The organism is Vibrio aquaticus, from assembly GCF_003970385.1.
Classification (GTDB): domain Bacteria; phylum Pseudomonadota; class Gammaproteobacteria; order Enterobacterales; family Vibrionaceae; genus Vibrio; species Vibrio aquaticus.
In genome coordinates, this window is sequence record NZ_RXZH01000004.1 from 76,003 (window position 1) to 94,489 (window position 18,487).

Genomic DNA, 18,487 nt, shown 5'->3' on the forward strand with positions numbered 1-18,487 from the left:
ATCAAAAGAGCGCCTCACTTGGCGCTCTTTTGTTTTTTAGGGCAACCAACCACATGGTCATCGACCATGCCAACCGCTTGCATAAAGGCATAGCAGATCGTCTCGCCAACAAACTTAAAGCCTTTCTTTTTAAGAAATTTGCTCATTGCTTTAGACTGTTCAGTTGAGGCTGGCACTTCGCTCATCTCTTTCCAGTGATTGATGATAGGCTTACCATCGACAAACTGCCAAAGCGCATTAGATAAGCTTCCATACTCTTCGATCAATTCTTTAGCCGCCTTCGCGTTACCAAACACAGAGTTGATTTTGCCTCGGTGTCTGACCACATCGAAGTTTTCTATGATCAACTCTGTTCGTGCGTCGTCACCCTTAATCAACTTATCCAAGTCATAATCTTCAAAAGCCGCTCGATAACCTTCTCGCTTTTTCAAGATGGTAATCCAACTTAGCCCAGCTTGTGCTCCTTCTAGGGTGATGAACTCAAACAGTACTTTGTCATCGTAAACGGGCTTCCCCCATTCCTCGTCATGATACTGGCGCTCAAGCGGGTGGCTCATTGCCCACGCGCACGTTCTGTCTTCCATCTACTCGTCTCCTTTTACTCTTATGCTTATAAAAACGCCTCTGAGACAACTCAGAGGCGTTTTGATTTAGCCTTTCTAGCCGCCCTTACTCAGGTAACGCCAGCTTGTGGAATAAACGGTAAAGAACAGGTACAACAATAAGCGTCAGTACCGTTGCAAAACCTAAACCAAACATAATGGTAACGGCCATTGGCTTAAAGAAGATATCAGGTAGGAGTGGAACCATACCTAAAATCGTCGTAATCGCCGCCATACATACAGGGCGTACACGGCTAAGTGCAGCGTCCACAACAGCAACATACGGATCTTTACCTGTCTTCATTTCGATTTCAATTTGGTCGAGAAGAACAATGCCGTTTTTCAGTAACATCCCTGACAAGCTTAAGAAACCAAGCAGTGCCATAAAGCCAAATGGCGTATTAAGTGCTAATAAGCCGGTTGTAACACCTATAATGGCAAGTGGCACCGTTAACCAGACAATCAAGGGTTCTTTCACTGAGTTGAACAGGAAGACCGTCACCAAGAACATGAACAAGTAACCCATTGGCATGGTCGTAAACAGCGACGCTTGCGCTTCACCTGAAGACTCATACTCCCCGCCCCACTCTAGTGAATAACCTGGAGGAAGTTCAATCGCTTCAATTTGCGGCATCAAACGTTTCTGCAATGTCGAAGCCGTCTCTTCACCTAACAGATCAGGGTCAGCCATCACCGTGAGCATGCGCTTGCGGTTCTTACGAACAATGATTGGGTCTTCCCAACGTAGATCGTATCCCATCGTGATTTGTTGCAATGGAATGTACTCGCTAAGTGCTGGACTCCAAATCTTCATCCCTTCAATGTTACGGATATCAATACGCTCATCTTCCGGTAATCGCGCCACAATCGGCATTAGCGTTGTACCATCTCGATACACACCGACTGCTTTTCCTGAGAACGACATCGCTAAGAACTCGTCCACATCCGATTTAGTGATACCGTAACGGCGAGCTTGGCTTTCGTTAAACTGAGGCTCAAGCACCTTAGTTCTTTCACGCCAGTCATGACGAACATTGGTCGTGCCTGGATCCGCTTGCATGATGTCTTCAACTTGCTTCGCAATTCCGCGTAACACGGTAGGATCAGAACCAATCACACGCGCTTCAATCTTTGCACCACCACCTGGGCCTAACTCAATTTGCTTAAGCTTGTAGTTAATCTCAGGGAAGTTGTCCTCTAGATGCTGTCTAAAGTTCTTCATCAGCTCAGGAAGCTTTTCGTAGTCAGTCACTCGTGTTGTGATTTCACCATACGCTGCATAGCTTTTCTCTGGTGCGTAGGTCAGCATAAAGCGCTGCAAACCTTTACCTGCCGTGGTGGTAATGTGAGCAACGCCATCTTGCTCGGAAATCCAAGATTCCAGTGCTTTGAGCTTAGTATTGGTTGCACGAATGTCTGTCCCTTCAGGCAGCCAAATATCCGCTTGGAAAATTGGCGTCGTAGAAGATGGGAAGAAAGATTGTTTCACTTGAGAGAAGCCAACGATGCTTGCCGCTAGACCAAGAATCAGAACCACTACCGTCAGCCATGCTCGCTTCATACAAAACTCTAGGAAGTTTTTGTATACCACGAAGATCATACCGTTGTACGGGTCACTATTTTCACCGTCTTGCTTAAATTTCTGACCTTTAAAGAAAATGTCAGCAAAAAACGGCGTTAATGAAATAGCGGTAAACCAACTCAGCATCAATGAGATAAGTAGAACGGTAAATAAGGTGCCACAGTATTCACCAGTCGCGTCTTCTGAAAGTCCGATAGGCGCAAACGCAGTAACAGCAATGACCGTTGCCCCTAAAAGAGGCCACTTGGTTTGCGTTACGATATCGGTAGCCGCTTGCATCCGCGTCCGGCCTTTTTGCGTCCCTATCAATATCCCTTCGACCACCACGATGGCGTTATCCACCAGCATCCCGAGCGCAATAACCAATGCACCCAGCGAGATACGTTGCAAGTCGATGGCGAAGTACTTCATAAAGATGAAAGTACCTAGCACCGTGAGCAACAAAATAAGACCAATCAATAAGCCTGAGCGTATGCCCATAAAGAAAAGTAGAACGATGATTACGATAGCCACCGCTTGACCAAGACTGACCACAAAGCCGCTAACCGACTTATCCACTTCTTTTGGCTGACTGTAGATTTCTGAAATATCAACGCCAACCGGTTGTTGGAACTTAAGTTCAGCAAGTCGGCGGTCAAAACGCTCACCCACTTCGACTACATTGACACCTTGCGCGAATGAGACACCAAGATTAAGCGCCAAATCACCATTGAAGGTAATAATGTTGGTAGGCACCTCCACATAACCGCGCGTAATGTCCGCAACGTCTTTTAAATAAATAAGACCTTGCGCGCCACTTTCGGTGATGATCAAGTCACCCAGTTGGTCGACATTTTGGAACTCACCAGTTGGGTGAATACGGATATATTCATCACCAATTCGGATCGCTCCGGCGTCAGACACCACGTTTTGAGTCGAGAGGAGATTAAATACGGTACTAGGGGCCAGTCCTAAGCTACTCAAGCGTTTCATTGAGATTTCTATGAATACTTGTTCTTGCTGCTGACCAGAAACCGACACCTTACTTACGCCATCGATCAGCTCTAGTTCACGCCTTAGATAGTCCACATAGTCGAGCAGCTCTTTGTAACTGTAGCCATCACCGGTCACGGCGAGCAAAATGCCGTAAACGTCACCAAAGTCATCGATCACCTGAGGGTCATTAACCCCTGGAGGCAACTGCCCTTTCAAGTCGTTCACTTTTCGGCGCAGTTCATCCCAGATTTGCGGCAAATCATCTGGACCGTAGTTGTTCTTCATCGTTACCGTAATTTGTGACAAACCACGGCTTGAAATAGAGTTCACTTCATCAACATAGGTTAATTGCTGAATCGCTTTTTCAAGTGGATAGGTCACTTCTTCTTCCACTTGCTGTGGCGTTGCACCCGGGTAAGACGTCACCACCATCGCATCTTTAATGGTAAAAGCCGGATCTTCTAATCGACCTAATCCAAAGAAAGCGGCTGCACCACCGATCAAAAAGATCAGTGATATCATCCAACTGATCACTCGGTTGCGAATAAAATACGCGGCGATCCCTGTTACATCATCATCGCTTTGAGGCGAGTTAACGTTTTTATCACTCATTACCAGCCTCCTGCTTAATTACTTGCACTTGCATTCCATCTCTTAGTTTTGAAACACCGGCAATCACAACGGTTTGTTCATTGGTTAAGCCTTCTAAAATCTGCACGGAATCTTTGCTCGCCTTACCAGCTTGGACAGGTTGTTTAGAGACCGTACTATCCGTATTGAGCACCCAAACAAACTTGTTCTCTCGCCCGAGCTCATCCCCATCTGCGTTAAAGATCGCTTCAACTGGGACTTGAACACCGCGGTTAAGATCAAGGCCAATATCTTCCCCTTTAGACGTCACTTCGACTGCCATACCATCAAGAATGTACTCTTGCTCTGGCATTGGAAGAGAGAGTGTCACCGTAAAGGTTCCCGTTGCTGGGTCAGGCTCAGTGGTAAATTCCTTGATCTGTGCACTGTATTCATTGCCGCTTGGCACTTTTACTACCGCGTTCACTTTCTCTAAACCTTTCTGGCTTGGCTGATTGACATACAAACGGTCAGGAAGCTGAATCAAAACCTCAACGCTTTCAACACTGTGTATATTCACCACTTGCTGACCCACTTGAATATTCTCAAATTGGTCTGCACTCACGCGTGAAATAATGCCGTCAACCGGCGCTTTCAGCTGAGTAAAGGAAAGGCGTAACTTAGAAAGTTGTAGCTCTGCATAGGCAATCTGACGATTCGCCGCAATTTCATCGAATTGAGATTTTGCGAGAAGCCCTTTATCAACCAACGGCTTCGAACGTTTGTACTGACTATTGACCACACTGTAACGTGCACTTGCGTTGTCTACGTCTAATTGATAGTCGGTAGGATCCAACTCAGCAATCAGATCGCCTTTTTTAAGTTGGTCACCTTCTTTGACGTAAATTTTGCTTATCTCACCCGCCACACGAAAGCTTAAGTGGGAACGCTCAGCGGCATTCGCTACAGCAGGGAAATAGAGTCGGTCTTCATTGACAATATGGTCTGAGAGTTCAAGCACTTTGACTTTCGGTGTACCAAAATCGACGTACTGTGGCTCACCACCACAACCGACTAAGAGCGCAGAAGATGACAATGCGCATAGAGTTAACCATTGCTTCATCTTATAACCCTCGCTCTTTAACCCATTCACGGACTTTTATACCTGGCTCAATACCACTGACACCCGATACGATAATTTGGTCACCTTCATTTAGGCCACTCTTAACTTGGCGTTTTTCATCCAACAGCACTTGAGCTTTTGCAACAATACCCTGCGTATCAACACGCCAAACATACATCTGGCCATTTTCATTAATCAATGCTGATTCAGGAATACGTGTCGCACCGGTTGAATCCACCTCGACATGAACAGAGCCGGCCATACCTGGCAAGATACCCACGTCATTCGGACGTTCCATCACCATCGTCACTTTGTAAGAACCGGTCTTAGGATCCGCTTCGGTGTCGACTTCTTGGAAAATCAACTCATACTGATTTTCTGGGAACGCATCAAACGTCATCATTGCGTTCAAGTTTATCCCGCTAGCAAAGCGATTGAGCAGATGATCTGGTAGTTGGAAGATCACCTTCATGAGCTGGTTGGTTTGAATATTCATTACCCCTTGTTTCGAAGCAATGTATTCGTGCGTTTCAGCGGGAATGATCGAAATTGTCCCATCATACGGGGCGACAAGTTGAGTGTAGCGTAGGTTAGCGCGAGCTTGCTCTAACGTCGCTTTCGCCGAATTGTGATTCGCTTTCGCTTGGTCAAAATCTTGCTCAGACACCACTTTGTCTTTGCGTAGTTTTTTATAACGCTGATATTGAACATCCGCTAAGCGAAACTGGGCTTCTGCTTGTTTAGCAAGTAATGAATATTCGTCAGGATTAAGGGAGGCTAGTACATCACCTTTTTGGACTTGCTGCCCCGATAGAACGTCAATAGATTGCATTTGACCTGGAACTCGGAAGGCTAATACCGCTTTATCGCCGGCTTCAGATGTCGCAGGAAAGGTTCTTTCAAACTGAGCATTGCCTACTGAAACGGTGAATAATTTGGCGGGTCTTGAGTCGGGTTCTGGAACAGGGGGAAGCTCCTTACCGCAGCCACTCAGTGCTGCTGTTATCGCGAGGAGCAATATAGGTTTTTGCATTATCAATTATCCATTTGTAGCGATTAGTTACAAAGATAGATGAATGCTAACGCGAGTGCCAGATGAATTGGAGTAAATTATTATGAAAATTAGTAATTTGGCGTTCAGTGAGTAGGAAGTCGCAAAACTGAAAAAACCGCTTCAGGCAATGAAGCGGTTTTATGAGGAGTTAGAGGGATTGAAATTCTCGGTTAACCTTAAACGCATCGGAAGTGACATAGGCTTCGAGGCTTTGCACTTGACCTTCAAGGCGATCAAAGTCTTTTTCAATCGTATTTAATAACACTTCCGGCGTTTGCCCTTGCTTCCAAGGCTTGTTTTTGAGCTTATGTTCTTGCTCCGCTTTCATCGCCTCAACATAATTGGCCGGTTGCTTTTCAATCATGAGCGTCATTGCAATATAAGCGAGTATGACAAGGAAACTGCCACCCAGTAACGCCGCAGAAATAACTAAAATTCGAACCAACCAAACCTCAAGAGAGAAGTAGTTCGCTAAACCAGCGCAAACGCCAGTAATTTTGCCGTTAGCCGTATCTCGGTAAAGTTCTCTCTTAATCATAACGGCGTCTCCACGTTGGTGACTCCGCATCCAAAATACGTTCTAACGTATCAACACGCTTTTGCATGCTTTCGGCTTTTTCGGATAATGCTTCTAAACGCTGAAGGTCTTCTGTCGATAGACCCGTACTCGCGTTCTTTTTGCTTCGGTAGTGCAAAAACAGCCACAACGGAGCGACGAAAATCAGAAAGACAATCAGCGGGCCCGCAATGAGAAATGATGACATATATAACTCCTTAGTGGGGAAAGGTGACGTTGCCAGTCACCTTTCCGGCTAAACGATGGATTACAGGTAGGAATTACTTTTTATCTTCCATCTGCTGCTTTAGCTTTTCAAGCTCTTGTTCAATTTCATCTTGCGCTTTTAGCTCTGCAAACTCTTGATCAAGTGACTTCGCGTTACCTGTTTTTGCATACAAGTCCGCTTCCGCTTCCATCTCATCAATTTTACGTGAGTATTGTTCAAACTTAGCCATCGCTTCACTGGTACGTGCAGTATGTAAGTGCTTTTGTACATCACGGCGATTAGACGCGGTTTGACTACGAATCGCTAACGCTTGCTGCTTTGCGCGAGTTTCAGTGATTTTGGTTTCGAGCTTACCAATTTCACCTGTCAGTTTCTCAATCGTTTCTTCTACTAGCGTTTGCTCTGTGTGAAGGCCTTTGAGCATATCTTGCAGCTTCTGTTTTTCGATCAATGCTGCACGCGCTAGATCTTCGCGCTGCTTGGCTAACGCTAATGTTGCCTTCTGTTGCCACTCTTCGATCGTTGCTTCGATCGATTCCACTTTGCGTGCCAGCTCTTTCTTGTCGGCGATCGCTTTCGCTGAATTAGTGCGCACTTCAACCAACGTATCTTCCATTTCCTGAATAATAAGGCGAATCATTTTTTCAGGGTCTTCCGCTTTATCCAGTAGAGCGCTGATGTTTGAATTTACGATGTCTGCAAATCTAGAAAAAATACCCATAGCTAGGCTCCTTACAATGGTGATGTGAGGATGCGTCAGCACCCAATTGAATCGTGTTCATGTTTTATCTTGTTCTAAGTATTCCAAGTTGCGTGCCAACTTTTAACACAAACAAAATCAAACACTTAACAAAACTACTATTGCAATAGGTTTATTGGTGTGATGAATTTAACCAACTAATGGTAAATTTCGCCACGGAGTAGCGCATGCAACAAAATTTGATAGGGGAATCACCGGCTTTCTTATCGGTTCTCGATAAAGTATCCAAAATTGCGGCCATTGAACGACCTGTTCTGATTATTGGTGAACGAGGAACCGGTAAAGAGCTGATTGCTCAGCGCTTGCATTACCTCTCCAAACGTTGGGATCAACCATTAATATCATTAAATTGCTCAACGCTTAGCGAAGGCTTAATCGATTCAGAGCTATTTGGTCATGAACAAGGCGCTTTCACCGGTTCTAAAGGGCGTCATAAAGGGCGATTTGAACGTGCAGAAAATGGCACTCTGTTTTTGGATGAGTTAGCGACTGCTCCCTTACTTGTTCAAGAAAAGTTACTTCGAGTCATCGAATACGGTCAATATGAGCGAGTTGGTGGGCATCAGTTACTCAACGCCAACGTTCGTTTGGTGTGTGCCACCAATGCCGACTTACCGGAGATGGCGGCCAATGGTGAATTTAGAGCCGATCTGCTCGATAGACTGGCGTTTGACGTGATTCACCTCCCTCCGCTACGAGAGCGCCAAGAAGATATTTTGCTCTTGGCTGAATACTACGCCATCAAAATGTGTCGAGAATTAGGATTTGAATACTTTGTGGGGTTCAGTTCTGAAGCGGAGCAATCACTGCAAGCTTATCATTGGCCCGGAAACGTGCGAGAGCTTAAAAACGTCATTGAGCGCGCGGTCTATCAACATGGTACTGCCGACTATCCTATTGAGTCTCTGATCTTCGACCCATTTCAATCTCACTGGGAAGCGAAAGAAGCCCTTCTATCGAAATCGAAACCAGAACAGCAACAAGCAGAGTTTTCGTTCCCTATCGATTACAAGCAGTGGCAAGAAGAGCAAGACCAACTCATACTCAAAGAGGCACTGGCCCAAAGTCAGTACAACCAAAAGCGTGCAGCTGAGCTTTTAGGGCTGAGTTATCATCAATTGCGTGGCATGGTTAGAAAGTATGATTTAACCAACGAGAGTTAACCTATCATATTTGTGGTTTTACTTTGGTTACCCACGCTAAATAGTGGTAAATTATCGGGATTCTAGGGCATAATGGTGAGTTCCATTGTGCTTTGTCCCAGACAAGTTTCTTTCTATGAAAGCAATCACTCGTTTTACATTAGGTTTATTCAGCCTTGGCCTATTAGCTGGCTGTGGTGAAGAGATTGATCACAACAAAATCCGCCAAAAAGGATTCGTTTATTGTGGTCAGAGCGGCCCTGCGACTTTTAACCCGCAGTTGGTCGACAGTGGCATTACGCCTGAAACCTTGAGTCCACAGCTGTTCAATACTTTACTGACACTCGATAATCGTACCTATCGCCCGCAAGCCAGTTTGGCAACGCAGTGGCAAGTTAACGCCGAGGGTACTGAATATACGTTTGATCTGCGTAAAGGCGTTGCTTTTCAAACCACGGCTTGGTTCACACCATCTCGTACTATGAATGCTGACGATGTCGTCTTCAGCTTTCGTCGTATCATAGATAGCACACACCCTTTTCATTATGTTGGCAGTGGGCTTTACCCTTGGTTCAGCGGTATAGACTTTCAGAATTTAGTTGTTGATGTCGTTGCACTCTCTCAATACAAAGTCAGATTTACCCTAAGTCGACCTGACAACAGCTTTTTATCCAACATTGCCACCAGCCATGCGGTTATTCTGTCAAAAGAATATGCCGGCCAACTTGAGCTCAGTGATGAAAAAGGTATGCTCGATAGCCACCCAGTGGGCACGGGGCCATTCTACCTAGCGGACTACCAAGTCAATGATCTCATTCGTTTAAAGCGCCACGCTAACTATTGGCAAGCTAGACCAGAAATGGATCAAGTGGTCTTTGACATCTCTCAACGCGGAACGGGCACACTCGCTAAACTGCTTCGCAATGAGTGCGATGTGCTTAATTCTCCGCTCTCGAGCCAACTACCTATCATCGAGCGTAATGATGACATCGAGCTCACGGCCAAACCGGCTATGAATGTCTCTTTTGTCGCAGTGAATACCTCGCATCCGGCCCTAAACGATGCCCGTGTGCGTAAGGCGCTAAACTACGCTATTAACCGTCAGAATATTTTGGATTCGGTTTATTATGGAACGGGCAGCCAAGCCTATTCTGTTCTTCCGCCATCGTCTTGGGCGTATCACAAAGACGCGATTCAAATTCGTTTTGATCGTAACTACGCTATCGCACTGCTGCGAGAAGCGGGCTATAGCAACGGCCTTGAGCTCACTATGTCTGTGCCGCTTCAACCGCGGGCATACAACCCTAGCCCACGCAAGACAGCCGAGCTGATTCAGTCGAACCTCGCCGATGTGGGTATCAAACTCAATTTAATGGCCGATGACCGTTTTGATCGTACAACACTAGGTGATGACACCAACATCGACCTTTATCTGACAGGTTGGAGTGCCAATACTGGTGACCCTGACAACTTCTTTAGACCGTTACTGTCTTGTGATTCTGAACGTGTAGGCTTAAACGTCTCAAGTTGGTGTAACCCTGACTTCGATTTCTTATTGGATCTCGCTTTAGAAGTTGATAAGCCTCGTTACCGACTTAACCTCTATAAGCAAGCGCAGAACATCTTAAATGAGGAGTTTCCTGTCATTCCTCTTAACCATGGCATGCAGATGCAAGCACACCATCGTTCATTACAAGGATTTAAAGTGAGCCCATTTAATGCTCAGCCCTTTGATGCTGTTGAGAGGGTTAAATAATGCTGCTCTATACCGTTAGGCGCTTAAACCTCTTCATCATTACCTTACTGATCCTGACCATGGTTGGCTTTAGTATCTTGCGTCTTGAACCAAGCTCCCCTTGGGCTATTCAAGACTTTTGGAACGGCTGGATGACCTACTTAGGTGAGCTAATGCAACTCAACTTTGGCGTGAACAAAGCCGGTGTGCCAATTTATGATGAGATTTCCGTCGTCTTCCCTGCCACGTTAGAACTGTGTTTGATTGCGTTTGTCATTTCATTGCTCATCGGCATCCCTATTGGCACGATCGCAGGCATGAAACAAGGTAAGTGGATAGACACGGCGATTTCCTTTACCTCTATGTCAGGGTATTCAGCACCTCTGTTTTGGATTGCGCTGTTGATGATCATGATCTTCTCGCTGCATTTTGAAATCTTTCCGGTTGCCGGCCGCTACGACCTTTTGTACCAGATCGATCATGTCACTGGTTTTGCGCTGATCGATGCCTTTTTTGCCGACGGTCAATACCGAGCCCATGCACTGCAAAGTGTCATTGAACACCTTATCTTACCTTGCCTTGTACTGGCGTTAGCGCCAACCACTCAAGTTATTGGTTTGATGCGTACCTCAGTCAGTGAAGTGATGAGCCAAAACTATATTCGTGCGGCTCGAATTAAAGGTCTGTCAAACCGAGAAATCGTCACTCAGCACGTTATGCGTAACGCGATTCCACCTATCATCCCTAAAATTGGTGTCCAGCTTTCAAGTATGTTGACCTTGGCGATCATCACTGAATCGATTTTTAACTGGCCGGGCATTGGCCGTTGGTTACTCGATGCTTTATCGAACCAAGATTATGTGGCGATTCAAGCAGGCGTTATTGTGGTTGCAACCTTAGTATTAACTGCAAATATCTTGTCTGATTTGATTGGTGCGATGATCAATCCGCTAGTAAGGAAAGAGTGGTATGCTAACCGATAACGTCTATCAAGAAGAGCAGATCCCGACTCAGTTCGAGCGCTTTTGGCGTAGCTTCCGAGCCAACAACCTGGCTATGTTTGGCCTGTGGTGCCTAGGGCTCATCGTCGTGCTTACCCTGATCTCACCGTGGATCACGCCACATGACCCTCAAGCGCAAACCGGTGAATTGTTGGTACCACCTTCATGGAACCCGGCAGGCACTGTCGAGTACTTCTTAGGAACCGATGATTTAGGCCGCGATATTCTGTCTCGTCTTATCGAAGGCTCTCAGCTGACCTTTGGCGCAGCGGTGATCATCACCTTCATCGCAACCGTCATTGGCTGCGTGATTGGCGTTCTTGCCGGTATGACTAAAGGCTTGCTTTCAAGTACGTTAAACCACTTGCTTGATACCGTCATGTCTATCCCATCACTGCTGTTGGCTATTATCTTCGTGGCGTTTCTCGGCTTTGGTGAGTTCAACATTCTACTGGCAATCTGTTTGGCGCTTATTCCCCGTTTCGTTCGCTCGGTCTATATTGCCGTGCACACCGAAGTAGAGAAAGACTACATCATGGCCGCTCGTTTAGATGGTGCAAATGACTTTTACCTGCTGTGGAATTCCATCTTGCCTAATATCCTTGTCGTCATTGCTAGCGAAGTAACGTTGGCACTGTCGATTGCGATTTTAGATATTACTGCGCTTGGCTTCCTTGGTTTAGGCGCTCAAGCACCGAGTACCGAATGGGGCGCAATCTTGGGTGATTCCGTAGAGCTTATCTATCTAGCACCTTGGACAGTGACGCTACCAGGACTTGCGATCATGTTTACCGTTATTGTTATTAATTTGGTTGGTGAAGGTGTTCGCCAAGCTCTAAACGCGGGGATCGAATAATGCCATTACTTGATATTCGACACCTCACGATTGAGATTGAAACCCCACAAGGTTTGATGAAAGCCGTTGACCGCATGAGCCTGACCATGAACGAAGGTGAAATCCGCGGTCTGGTGGGTGAATCTGGATCAGGCAAGAGCTTGGTAGCAAAAGCGATCGTTGGCGTTTGTAAAGATAATTGGAAAGTAACGGCAGACCGAATGCGCTTAGGCAATATCGACCTGCTTCAATTAACGCCCAAAGAGCGCCGCCGTGTTATTGCCCGTGATATCGCGATGATCTTCCAAGAACCTTCAACCTGTTTAGATCCTTCAGAAGAAGTGGGACGCCAGCTGATTGAAGCAATCCCTTCTCGTTCGTTTGAAGGAAAATGGTGGGAACGTTTTAAATGGCGCAGAAAGCAAGCTATTGCCCTACTCCATAAAGTCGGCATCAAAGATCACAAACAGATCATGAACAGCTACCCATATGAGCTGACGGATGGGGAATGTCAAAAGATCATGATTGCCATGGCGATTGCGGCAAAACCTAAGTTGCTGATTGCTGATGAACCAACCAATGACCTTGACCCAATAACCCAGTCGCAAATCTTACGCTTATTGAGTCGTATGAACCAAGTTCATAACACCTCTATCATGTTGATTGGCCATGACTTAACCACCATCACCCAGTGGGCTACCCGTATTACTGTAATGTACTGCGGTCAATCTGTAGAGTCTGCCGACACGAAAAAGATCTTAGATAAACCTAAGCACCCATATACCGTGGCACTGCTTAAAGCGATGCCTGACTTTAGTGATTGGATTCCTCACAAAGAGAAGCTGCAATCGTTGCCTGGTACCATTCCGCCACTTCAGCACCTGCCGATTGGTTGTCGACTTGGTCCCCGTTGTCCATATGCTCAGCGTCAATGTGTCGAGATCCCAATGACTCGCCGTATTAAGAATCACAAGTTCGCTTGTCACTTCCCACTCAACCATTCGCCAAAAGAACGGGAGAAAAATAAAGCATGAGTGCATTGCTAGAAGTTACCGATCTCTCTAAATCGTTTGTCACCCGTTCAGGCTTGTTCCGTAAAAAAGTCCAAGAGGCGGTAAAGCCTGTTAGCTTTAGCTTAGAAGCAGGGCAAACCATCGGCTTTATTGGTCAAAATGGTTCAGGAAAATCGACATTAGCGCGTATGCTTTCAGGCGTCGTGGAGCCGAGTTCGGGTGAAATTCGTGTCAACGGGGAACCGCTTGAACACAAAGACTATTCGACTCGCTGTAAGCTGATTCGAATGATCTTCCAAGACCCAAACACCTCTTTGAATCCGCGCATTCAGATCGGTCGAATTTTAGAAGGTCCACTAAAGCGAAATACCAATATGTCTCCTGAGGCGCGTATTAAACGTGTGAAAGAGACATTATTGCGTGTTGGTTTGCTTCCCGAACATGCGTATTTCTACCCTCAGATGCTGGCAACCGGCCAAAAACAGCGTGTCTGTCTTGCTCGAGCATTAATACTGCAACCTTCGGTTATCGTTGCTGATGAAGCGCTGAACGGTTTAGACATGGCAATGCGCTCTCAGATCATTAACTTGTTCTTAGAGCTGCAAGAAGAAATGGGCGTGTCTTTTGTCTATGTGTCTCAACACATTGGTGTCGTAAAGCACATTACCGACAAAATTATGGTGATGCATGAAGGTGTGGTCGTCGAGTCTGGCGATACGCAGCAAGTGCTCTCTTGTCCTGACCACCCAATTACTCAACGTCTTGTTGAGAGCCACTTTAATAAAGCGACTTGCTTTAAATAGGGACCACTATGCTAAGGATAGCAACGGCTCTGCTTACCACATTACTCGCCTCTTTTCCGTTGATCGCCCAAACCTATCCAGACCAACGTACATGGCTTGACCCTAACTTTGTCACAACAGCCTTTATCGATGTTGCACTGCGCAATGAATACTCATCTGGCGAAAAACCGTTGGTGAAGTGGAACAAGCCTTTAGCGGTCTGGGTAAAGCATAAGGTGCCTGATCAAGCACTACATGACGAGCTTACCGATGCTCATTTGAATCACCTCAGCCAAATTACCGGACTGCCTATCAAACGAGTTTCTTCTCGGTCACAAGCCAATGTGATTTGGATTTACACCCGAGAATCCAAATGGGAAGAGGATATCGAAAAAGAGATGGGCGCTGACTCCCTAAAGCATGTCAGAGGCGCAATCTGTAAAGCAGGTTACCGAGTGGGTTCAGATAACTATATCGACTCTGCTGCAATCATTATTCCCGTTGATAGAGCGCGCGAACATGGCAAACTGCTGGCCTGTATTGTCGAAGAGATTACTCAAACACTTGGACTACCCAATGATGCCGAGAGTGCTTTCCCATCGATTTTTAACGACAACACACCGGAAGATTTGCTCTCGCCTTTAGATGTTGTGTTACTTCAACTCTTGTATCAACCCGAACTCACTGCAGGTATGACAGAGCAGCAAGCACGCCCTATCGTGATGCAACTGGTTCGACAATACCAAAAAGATGGGACGCTGAATCGCGCAGTCGCCATTGCGAAAGATGGAGAGCTATTCCAGCTCATTGGTTACTAAAGCTAGACCGCAGGCAATAAAAAACGGATAGTCGCACAGTGCCACTATCCGTTTGGAAAGCTGGATTAAAGTATTACTACTTAGCGCGCTTCTTTAGCTCAAATTCAAATTCATCTGGGTAAAGTACCACCCCTTCTTCATTTGAATTTGGGAAAACAACCACAGATAATTCATCCTCTTCTAGGCCATGTGTCCAGCGGCTAAACCACTTAGCGGTCGAAATAGACTCCGCTTTACAGTGTTCCCACTCACCTGTAGCCCACTCAGCAGCAAACTCTTCGTGAGGCCATACAGGCACACAATCTTCATCTTCTGTATTAAGCATCACACAACCGTGTTCATCCGTTAGGATCCACACTTTTCGGTTAGCTGCGATTTCTTTAACACAGTAGTTAAAGCGCTCATCAGGGCGCATTTTGTTTACTGAATCTAGTTGGTCTTGAGTTAGCGACATTTGTTATCCCCTAAATAAAACGCCCACGGCACGTAGCCATGGGCGTTTAGAATTAATCAAACTGTGGAAATTAAGCCAGTTCAGTCTGAAGCCAAGGCCAACCTTGCTTCTTACGGCTTAGTGTATTTTCCATCATCAGCATGCCATCTTTCTCATGCTTAACCAGTTTCTCAGCCCACTCACCTTTGAATAGTAGACGAGTTTGAGCCGTTGTAATGTCTGTTAGCATTACTGCTGCGAATGCTAGACCTTGAGACTCACAACGAGCTTCTAGATCCGCTTCTAGCGCTTCGATCATGCCGTCAACTTGCTCAAGTGTTGCAAGTTCAACCTGACCAACAACGACGTCACGACCGTTGAATGGGTAACCTTTAAGGTCTTTTTCAACGAGTTCAGAGGCTGATAGACCTTCGATGTTCGTCTTCGCGATCAGAAGATCTTTGATGAATGCGTCAACGTCACATACGTCAGCGATTTTCGCCAGCTCTTCAACGGCATCTTTATCTTTCTGAGTACAAGTTGGAGAAGCAAAACCAACCGTGTCAGATAGGATTGCTGACATCATTAGTTTAGCGATTTGAGGCGTGATCTCATGACCTTCGATCTTGTACATGTTGAATAGTACTGTGTTAGTACAACCTACAGGCCAGATCCAAGCTTCCATTGGGTTGATCGTCATTACGTCACCTAGACGGTGGTGGTCAACGATACCTAGGATTTCAGCGTCAGCAACATCGTCTGGTGCCTGAGCTAGATCTGAGTAGTCTACTAGCCAGATTTTCTCGCCAGCAACAGAAGTACGTAGTTCAGGAACTTCTGCACCTGCAACTTCTAGAATGTGTTGGGTTTCACGGTTAATTTCACCTTGGCGAATTGGCATAGCTTCAACGCCGCGCGCTTTCAGTAGCTCTGTTGCTACTAGTGCACTACAAATACTATCGCTATCAGGGTTCTTGTGACCTACAACTAGAATCATCTTTTTTCCTATCTGACTAAATTTGTTCCCAATGAGGGGCTATTACTCACAAACACGACATTTTACCTGAATTTGGTAATTTGTCATCGGGTCAGAAGAGAATATTTAGGTATAAGCCATTACGACTCTATTAATCCTGTCTATTCTTCTTATAAGTCTAGCACTTTTGTTGCATTTCGCTGCTTACCCTATTCAGGAGTAATTGCCATGAAACACATTCTCTGCTTCGTTTCATACTGCTTTTTATCTCTAAGCTTTCAAGCATCTGCCAAAAATGTCGATGCCACTCAAGCAGTTTGGCCGCCATACGTTTTCGACTCTGTAAATTCGGGGCTTGCAATTGAGATAGTACAAGAAGCTTACGCAACCCAAGGATATGATTTAACGATGGAAATAAAGCCTTGGCTGCGCTCATTGAAAGAAGTGCGAAACAAACAAAAAGATGTATTGGTCTCTATTTGGTGGTCTGACGATCGTACAGAAAAACTCGATTTTAGTGTCCCCTATCTACTCGTTCAGCTTAAGTTTGTTGTCTTGAAAGAGAATGCATTTGAGTACAAAGATTTCACTTCGTTGTCAGGAATGAAAGTCGGTGTCATTGAAGACTATGGATACGGTGAAGCCTTCAACCAATCCGATGCTTTCACACGTATTGTCGCAGAAGATCTTGAAACCAATGTGCGCAAGCTACGAGCCAAACGCATAGACGCAATCATTGCTGATGAACGGGCCACCCTGCACACCATGAAACAACTCGGGCTCGACATTCAAGATTTCTATTTCGTGGACAAAAGTCTAATGATCAAACCCGTCCACCTCGCTGTAGCGAAGGACCACCCTGATAAACAAAAGCTCATGGTCAAATTCATGATCGGGCTTCATACCCTAAAACAAAACGGTCGCTATGATGCCCTGCTGGAGAAGTACCGGTAATCTAGCTCAAGAACGAAAAAATAATTATTGCAAATAGTTCTCATTAACATATAGTTGATAATAATTCGCATTCAACTTATCGGCTTGTTATGGATTCATTACGCGCTTTTCAAATGTTACCGAGCTGGCTTTCTGTGAGTCAATTTAGACCAGCATACAAACGACTTATTCTTCCTATTACCCTTATCGTGTTGATCGCCAGTGACGTTACCCGCGAAGTCACGGTTACCACGCTATCCGATGCCTTTTGGGCGGTCTCGAGTTATGTTGCTTTTACCTTAGCGATCTACCACTACATTTCGGGGTTCATCAACAAAGAAAGCCGCATCGTCAACCTCTACCGTACGTCGAGAGATCATCAGGTCTTTTTTGCCGCTTTACTTGGTGCCCTGCCCGGTTGTGGTGGCGCCATCATCGTTACGACACAATTTGTTAGCGGGCGAGTTGGTTTTGGTGCCATCGTCGCTGTCTTAACCTCCACAATGGGTGACGCAGCATTCCTGCTATTAGCCAGTAAGCCTGATATCGGTTTAGCGGTAGTGGCGCTCGGTGTCTTCGTTGGTGCGCTTTCCGGGTGGGTAGTGAATGCAATTCATGCCGACGATTTTTTACGCCCGAAGGTGTCTAATCTAGCCAAGCGATTCCAATGTCAGCCAGAGAGCGTCAATGGAATGGAAAGGAAAGCGATTAACCTTCAAGGCGCATTTTGGAAATGGCTATTGATTCCTGCTGCGTTCATTGCCGCTCTCGGGTCATTTCAAGTTGACGTCAATCAGCTGTTCCATTTACCTGAAATGTCGATTGAATGGCTTGGGGCAATCTTGATTATCATCAGCATGTTACTGTGGTCACTGACCAAAGAGATTAAGGACTACGAATCTACCGTAGCCGAGGACAAAAAACAGGTCTCTTCTCACCCACTGCAAAAAGCCGCGCAAGACACAAACTTTGTGACTGCATGGGTCATACTGGCGTTCATGGCTTTTGAACTGATTACCTTTTTTGGCCATATTGACCTTGCTGCAACGTTCTCTGGATGGGGGGTATGGATGCCGTTGATGGGATTAGCGGTTGGCTTGCTACCCGGTTGTGGGCCACAAATATTAGTAACCAGTCTTTACATATCAGGTGCTGCGCCTCTTTCCGCTCAGCTTGCCAATGCGATTTCAAATGACGGTGACGCGCTATTTCCAGCTATCGCTCTAGCACCAAAAGCGGCGCTTGTTGCGACGATTTACTCTGCTGTTCCGGCCTTTATCGTCGGTTACGGCTACTATTTCTTATTCGAATTATAACACTAACAACCTGGCTAGGTTGGTACCAACCCAGATTGGTATTAGAAAAAAG

The 18,487-nt window shown here is 45.9% G+C and carries 18 protein-coding genes; 9 read left to right on the top strand and 9 right to left on the bottom strand.

What is annotated here, in order from left to right; all coding sequences use genetic code 11:
• Positions 1 to 14: 14 nt before the first annotated feature.
• From EJ063_RS11040 to pspA, 7 genes are all read right to left on the bottom strand, one after another.
• Positions 15 to 584 (bottom strand): DNA-3-methyladenine glycosylase I, encoded by a 570-nt coding sequence (locus EJ063_RS11040; protein WP_126574336.1) that lies wholly within the window; start codon positions 582 to 584, stop codon positions 15 to 17.
• 85 nt (positions 585 to 669) lie between these two features.
• Positions 670 to 3,771, bottom strand: coding sequence for an efflux RND transporter permease subunit (locus tag EJ063_RS11045; RefSeq protein WP_126574337.1), 3,102 nt, complete (start codon positions 3,769 to 3,771; stop codon positions 670 to 672).
• Entirely contained in the window at positions 3,764 to 4,852 is a 1,089-nt protein-coding gene (locus EJ063_RS11050; RefSeq protein WP_126574338.1) for an efflux RND transporter periplasmic adaptor subunit, read from the bottom strand. Before EJ063_RS11050 ends, EJ063_RS11045 begins: the two co-directional genes overlap by 8 nt.
• Before the next feature lies 1 nt (position 4,853).
• A complete protein-coding gene (locus EJ063_RS11055; RefSeq protein ID WP_126574339.1) occupies positions 4,854 to 5,885 on the bottom strand; it encodes an efflux RND transporter periplasmic adaptor subunit in 1,032 nt (343 codons plus the stop codon).
• A 169-nt stretch (positions 5,886 to 6,054) separates the two neighbouring features.
• Entirely contained in the window at positions 6,055 to 6,444 is a 390-nt protein-coding gene (gene pspC, locus EJ063_RS11060; protein WP_126574340.1) for an envelope stress response membrane protein PspC, read from the bottom strand.
• On the bottom strand, positions 6,437 to 6,670 hold the full coding sequence (pspB, locus tag EJ063_RS11065; RefSeq protein ID WP_126574341.1) for an envelope stress response membrane protein PspB: 234 nt from the start codon (positions 6,668 to 6,670) through the stop codon (positions 6,437 to 6,439). Before pspB ends, pspC begins: the two co-directional genes overlap by 8 nt.
• 73 nt (positions 6,671 to 6,743) lie before the next feature.
• Positions 6,744 to 7,412, bottom strand: a complete 669-nt coding sequence (gene pspA, locus EJ063_RS11070; RefSeq protein WP_126574342.1) for a phage shock protein PspA — start codon at positions 7,410 to 7,412, stop codon at positions 6,744 to 6,746.
• A 206-nt stretch (positions 7,413 to 7,618) separates the two neighbouring features.
• Between pspA and pspF the strand changes: the two genes are divergently transcribed.
• From pspF to EJ063_RS11105, 7 genes are all read left to right on the top strand, one after another.
• Positions 7,619 to 8,614 carry a phage shock protein operon transcriptional activator gene (pspF, locus tag EJ063_RS11075; RefSeq protein ID WP_126574343.1) on the top strand — a complete coding sequence of 332 codons (996 nt, stop codon included), beginning with the start codon at positions 7,619 to 7,621 and terminating at the stop codon, positions 8,612 to 8,614.
• A 115-nt stretch (positions 8,615 to 8,729) separates the two neighbouring features.
• Positions 8,730 to 10,349 (top strand): ABC transporter substrate-binding protein SapA, encoded by a 1,620-nt coding sequence (gene sapA / locus EJ063_RS11080; protein ID WP_126574344.1) that lies wholly within the window; start codon positions 8,730 to 8,732, stop codon positions 10,347 to 10,349.
• The gene (locus EJ063_RS11085) at positions 10,349 to 11,311 is read left to right on the top strand and encodes an ABC transporter permease (RefSeq protein ID WP_126574345.1); all 963 of its coding nucleotides are present in this window, start codon (positions 10,349 to 10,351) and stop codon (positions 11,309 to 11,311) included. Before sapA ends, EJ063_RS11085 begins: the two co-directional genes overlap by 1 nt.
• Entirely contained in the window at positions 11,298 to 12,185 is an 888-nt protein-coding gene (sapC, locus tag EJ063_RS11090; protein ID WP_126574346.1) for a putrescine export ABC transporter permease SapC, read from the top strand. Before EJ063_RS11085 ends, sapC begins: the two co-directional genes overlap by 14 nt.
• The gene (locus tag EJ063_RS11095) at positions 12,185 to 13,198 is read left to right on the top strand and encodes a peptide ABC transporter ATP-binding protein (protein ID WP_126574347.1); all 1,014 of its coding nucleotides are present in this window, start codon (positions 12,185 to 12,187) and stop codon (positions 13,196 to 13,198) included. The genes sapC and EJ063_RS11095 overlap by 1 nt, the downstream gene beginning before the upstream one ends.
• Positions 13,195 to 13,980 (top strand): peptide ABC transporter ATP-binding protein, encoded by a 786-nt coding sequence (locus EJ063_RS11100; RefSeq protein ID WP_126574348.1) that lies wholly within the window; start codon positions 13,195 to 13,197, stop codon positions 13,978 to 13,980. The genes EJ063_RS11095 and EJ063_RS11100 overlap by 4 nt, the downstream gene beginning before the upstream one ends.
• A gap of 8 nt (positions 13,981 to 13,988) precedes the next feature.
• Positions 13,989 to 14,777, top strand: coding sequence for a DUF2927 domain-containing protein (locus EJ063_RS11105; RefSeq protein ID WP_126574349.1), 789 nt, complete (start codon positions 13,989 to 13,991; stop codon positions 14,775 to 14,777).
• Between the two features lie 76 nt (positions 14,778 to 14,853).
• Here the strand turns inward: EJ063_RS11105 and EJ063_RS11110 are convergent, their stop codons facing one another.
• Both EJ063_RS11110 and EJ063_RS11115 read right to left on the bottom strand, forming a co-directional pair.
• Positions 14,854 to 15,231, bottom strand: coding sequence for a DUF2750 domain-containing protein (locus EJ063_RS11110; protein ID WP_126574350.1), 378 nt, complete (start codon positions 15,229 to 15,231; stop codon positions 14,854 to 14,856).
• 70 nt (positions 15,232 to 15,301) lie between these two features.
• Complete coding sequence (locus EJ063_RS11115) at positions 15,302 to 16,207, bottom strand: manganese-dependent inorganic pyrophosphatase (protein ID WP_126574351.1); 906 nt, start codon at positions 16,205 to 16,207, stop codon at positions 15,302 to 15,304.
• Positions 16,208 to 16,414: 207 nt separating this feature from the next.
• Between EJ063_RS11115 and EJ063_RS11120 the strand changes: the two genes are divergently transcribed.
• Positions 16,415 to 17,140, top strand: a complete 726-nt coding sequence (locus tag EJ063_RS11120) for a transporter substrate-binding domain-containing protein (RefSeq protein ID WP_126574352.1) — start codon at positions 16,415 to 16,417, stop codon at positions 17,138 to 17,140.
• Between the two features lie 89 nt (positions 17,141 to 17,229).
• Positions 17,230 to 18,435: a putative manganese transporter gene (locus EJ063_RS11125; RefSeq protein WP_126574353.1), complete on the top strand. Its 1,206-nt coding sequence runs from the start codon at positions 17,230 to 17,232 to the stop codon at positions 18,433 to 18,435.
• Positions 18,436 to 18,487: the final 52 nt, after the last annotated feature.

What these genes read in the sequence shown, in the direction of transcription:
- EJ063_RS11115 (WP_126574351.1), bottom strand. Translation starts at nt 16,207, where the DNA reads ATGATTCTAGTTGTAGGTCACAAGAACCCTGATAGCGATAGTATTTGT.
- EJ063_RS11085 (WP_126574345.1), top strand. Translation starts at nt 10,349, where the DNA reads ATGCTGCTCTATACCGTTAGGCGCTTAAACCTCTTCATCATTACCTTA.
- pspA (WP_126574342.1), bottom strand. Translation starts at nt 7,412, where the DNA reads ATGGGTATTTTTTCTAGATTTGCAGACATCGTAAATTCAAACATCAGC.
- pspF (WP_126574343.1), top strand. Translation starts at nt 7,619, where the DNA reads ATGCAACAAAATTTGATAGGGGAATCACCGGCTTTCTTATCGGTTCTC.
- EJ063_RS11050 (WP_126574338.1), bottom strand. Translation starts at nt 4,852, where the DNA reads ATGAAGCAATGGTTAACTCTATGCGCATTGTCATCTTCTGCGCTCTTA.
- EJ063_RS11105 (WP_126574349.1), top strand. Translation starts at nt 13,989, where the DNA reads ATGCTAAGGATAGCAACGGCTCTGCTTACCACATTACTCGCCTCTTTT.
- EJ063_RS11045 (WP_126574337.1), bottom strand. Translation starts at nt 3,771, where the DNA reads ATGAGTGATAAAAACGTTAACTCGCCTCAAAGCGATGATGATGTAACA.
- EJ063_RS11100 (WP_126574348.1), top strand. Translation starts at nt 13,195, where the DNA reads ATGAGTGCATTGCTAGAAGTTACCGATCTCTCTAAATCGTTTGTCACC.
- pspC (WP_126574340.1), bottom strand. Translation starts at nt 6,444, where the DNA reads ATGATTAAGAGAGAACTTTACCGAGATACGGCTAACGGCAAAATTACT.
- EJ063_RS11125 (WP_126574353.1), top strand. Translation starts at nt 17,230, where the DNA reads ATGGATTCATTACGCGCTTTTCAAATGTTACCGAGCTGGCTTTCTGTG.
- pspB (WP_126574341.1), bottom strand. Translation starts at nt 6,670, where the DNA reads ATGTCATCATTTCTCATTGCGGGCCCGCTGATTGTCTTTCTGATTTTC.
- sapA (WP_126574344.1), top strand. Translation starts at nt 8,730, where the DNA reads ATGAAAGCAATCACTCGTTTTACATTAGGTTTATTCAGCCTTGGCCTA.
- EJ063_RS11110 (WP_126574350.1), bottom strand. Translation starts at nt 15,231, where the DNA reads ATGTCGCTAACTCAAGACCAACTAGATTCAGTAAACAAAATGCGCCCT.
- EJ063_RS11120 (WP_126574352.1), top strand. Translation starts at nt 16,415, where the DNA reads ATGAAACACATTCTCTGCTTCGTTTCATACTGCTTTTTATCTCTAAGC.
- EJ063_RS11095 (WP_126574347.1), top strand. Translation starts at nt 12,185, where the DNA reads ATGCCATTACTTGATATTCGACACCTCACGATTGAGATTGAAACCCCA.
- EJ063_RS11040 (WP_126574336.1), bottom strand. Translation starts at nt 584, where the DNA reads ATGGAAGACAGAACGTGCGCGTGGGCAATGAGCCACCCGCTTGAGCGC.
- EJ063_RS11055 (WP_126574339.1), bottom strand. Translation starts at nt 5,885, where the DNA reads ATGCAAAAACCTATATTGCTCCTCGCGATAACAGCAGCACTGAGTGGC.
- sapC (WP_126574346.1), top strand. Translation starts at nt 11,298, where the DNA reads ATGCTAACCGATAACGTCTATCAAGAAGAGCAGATCCCGACTCAGTTC.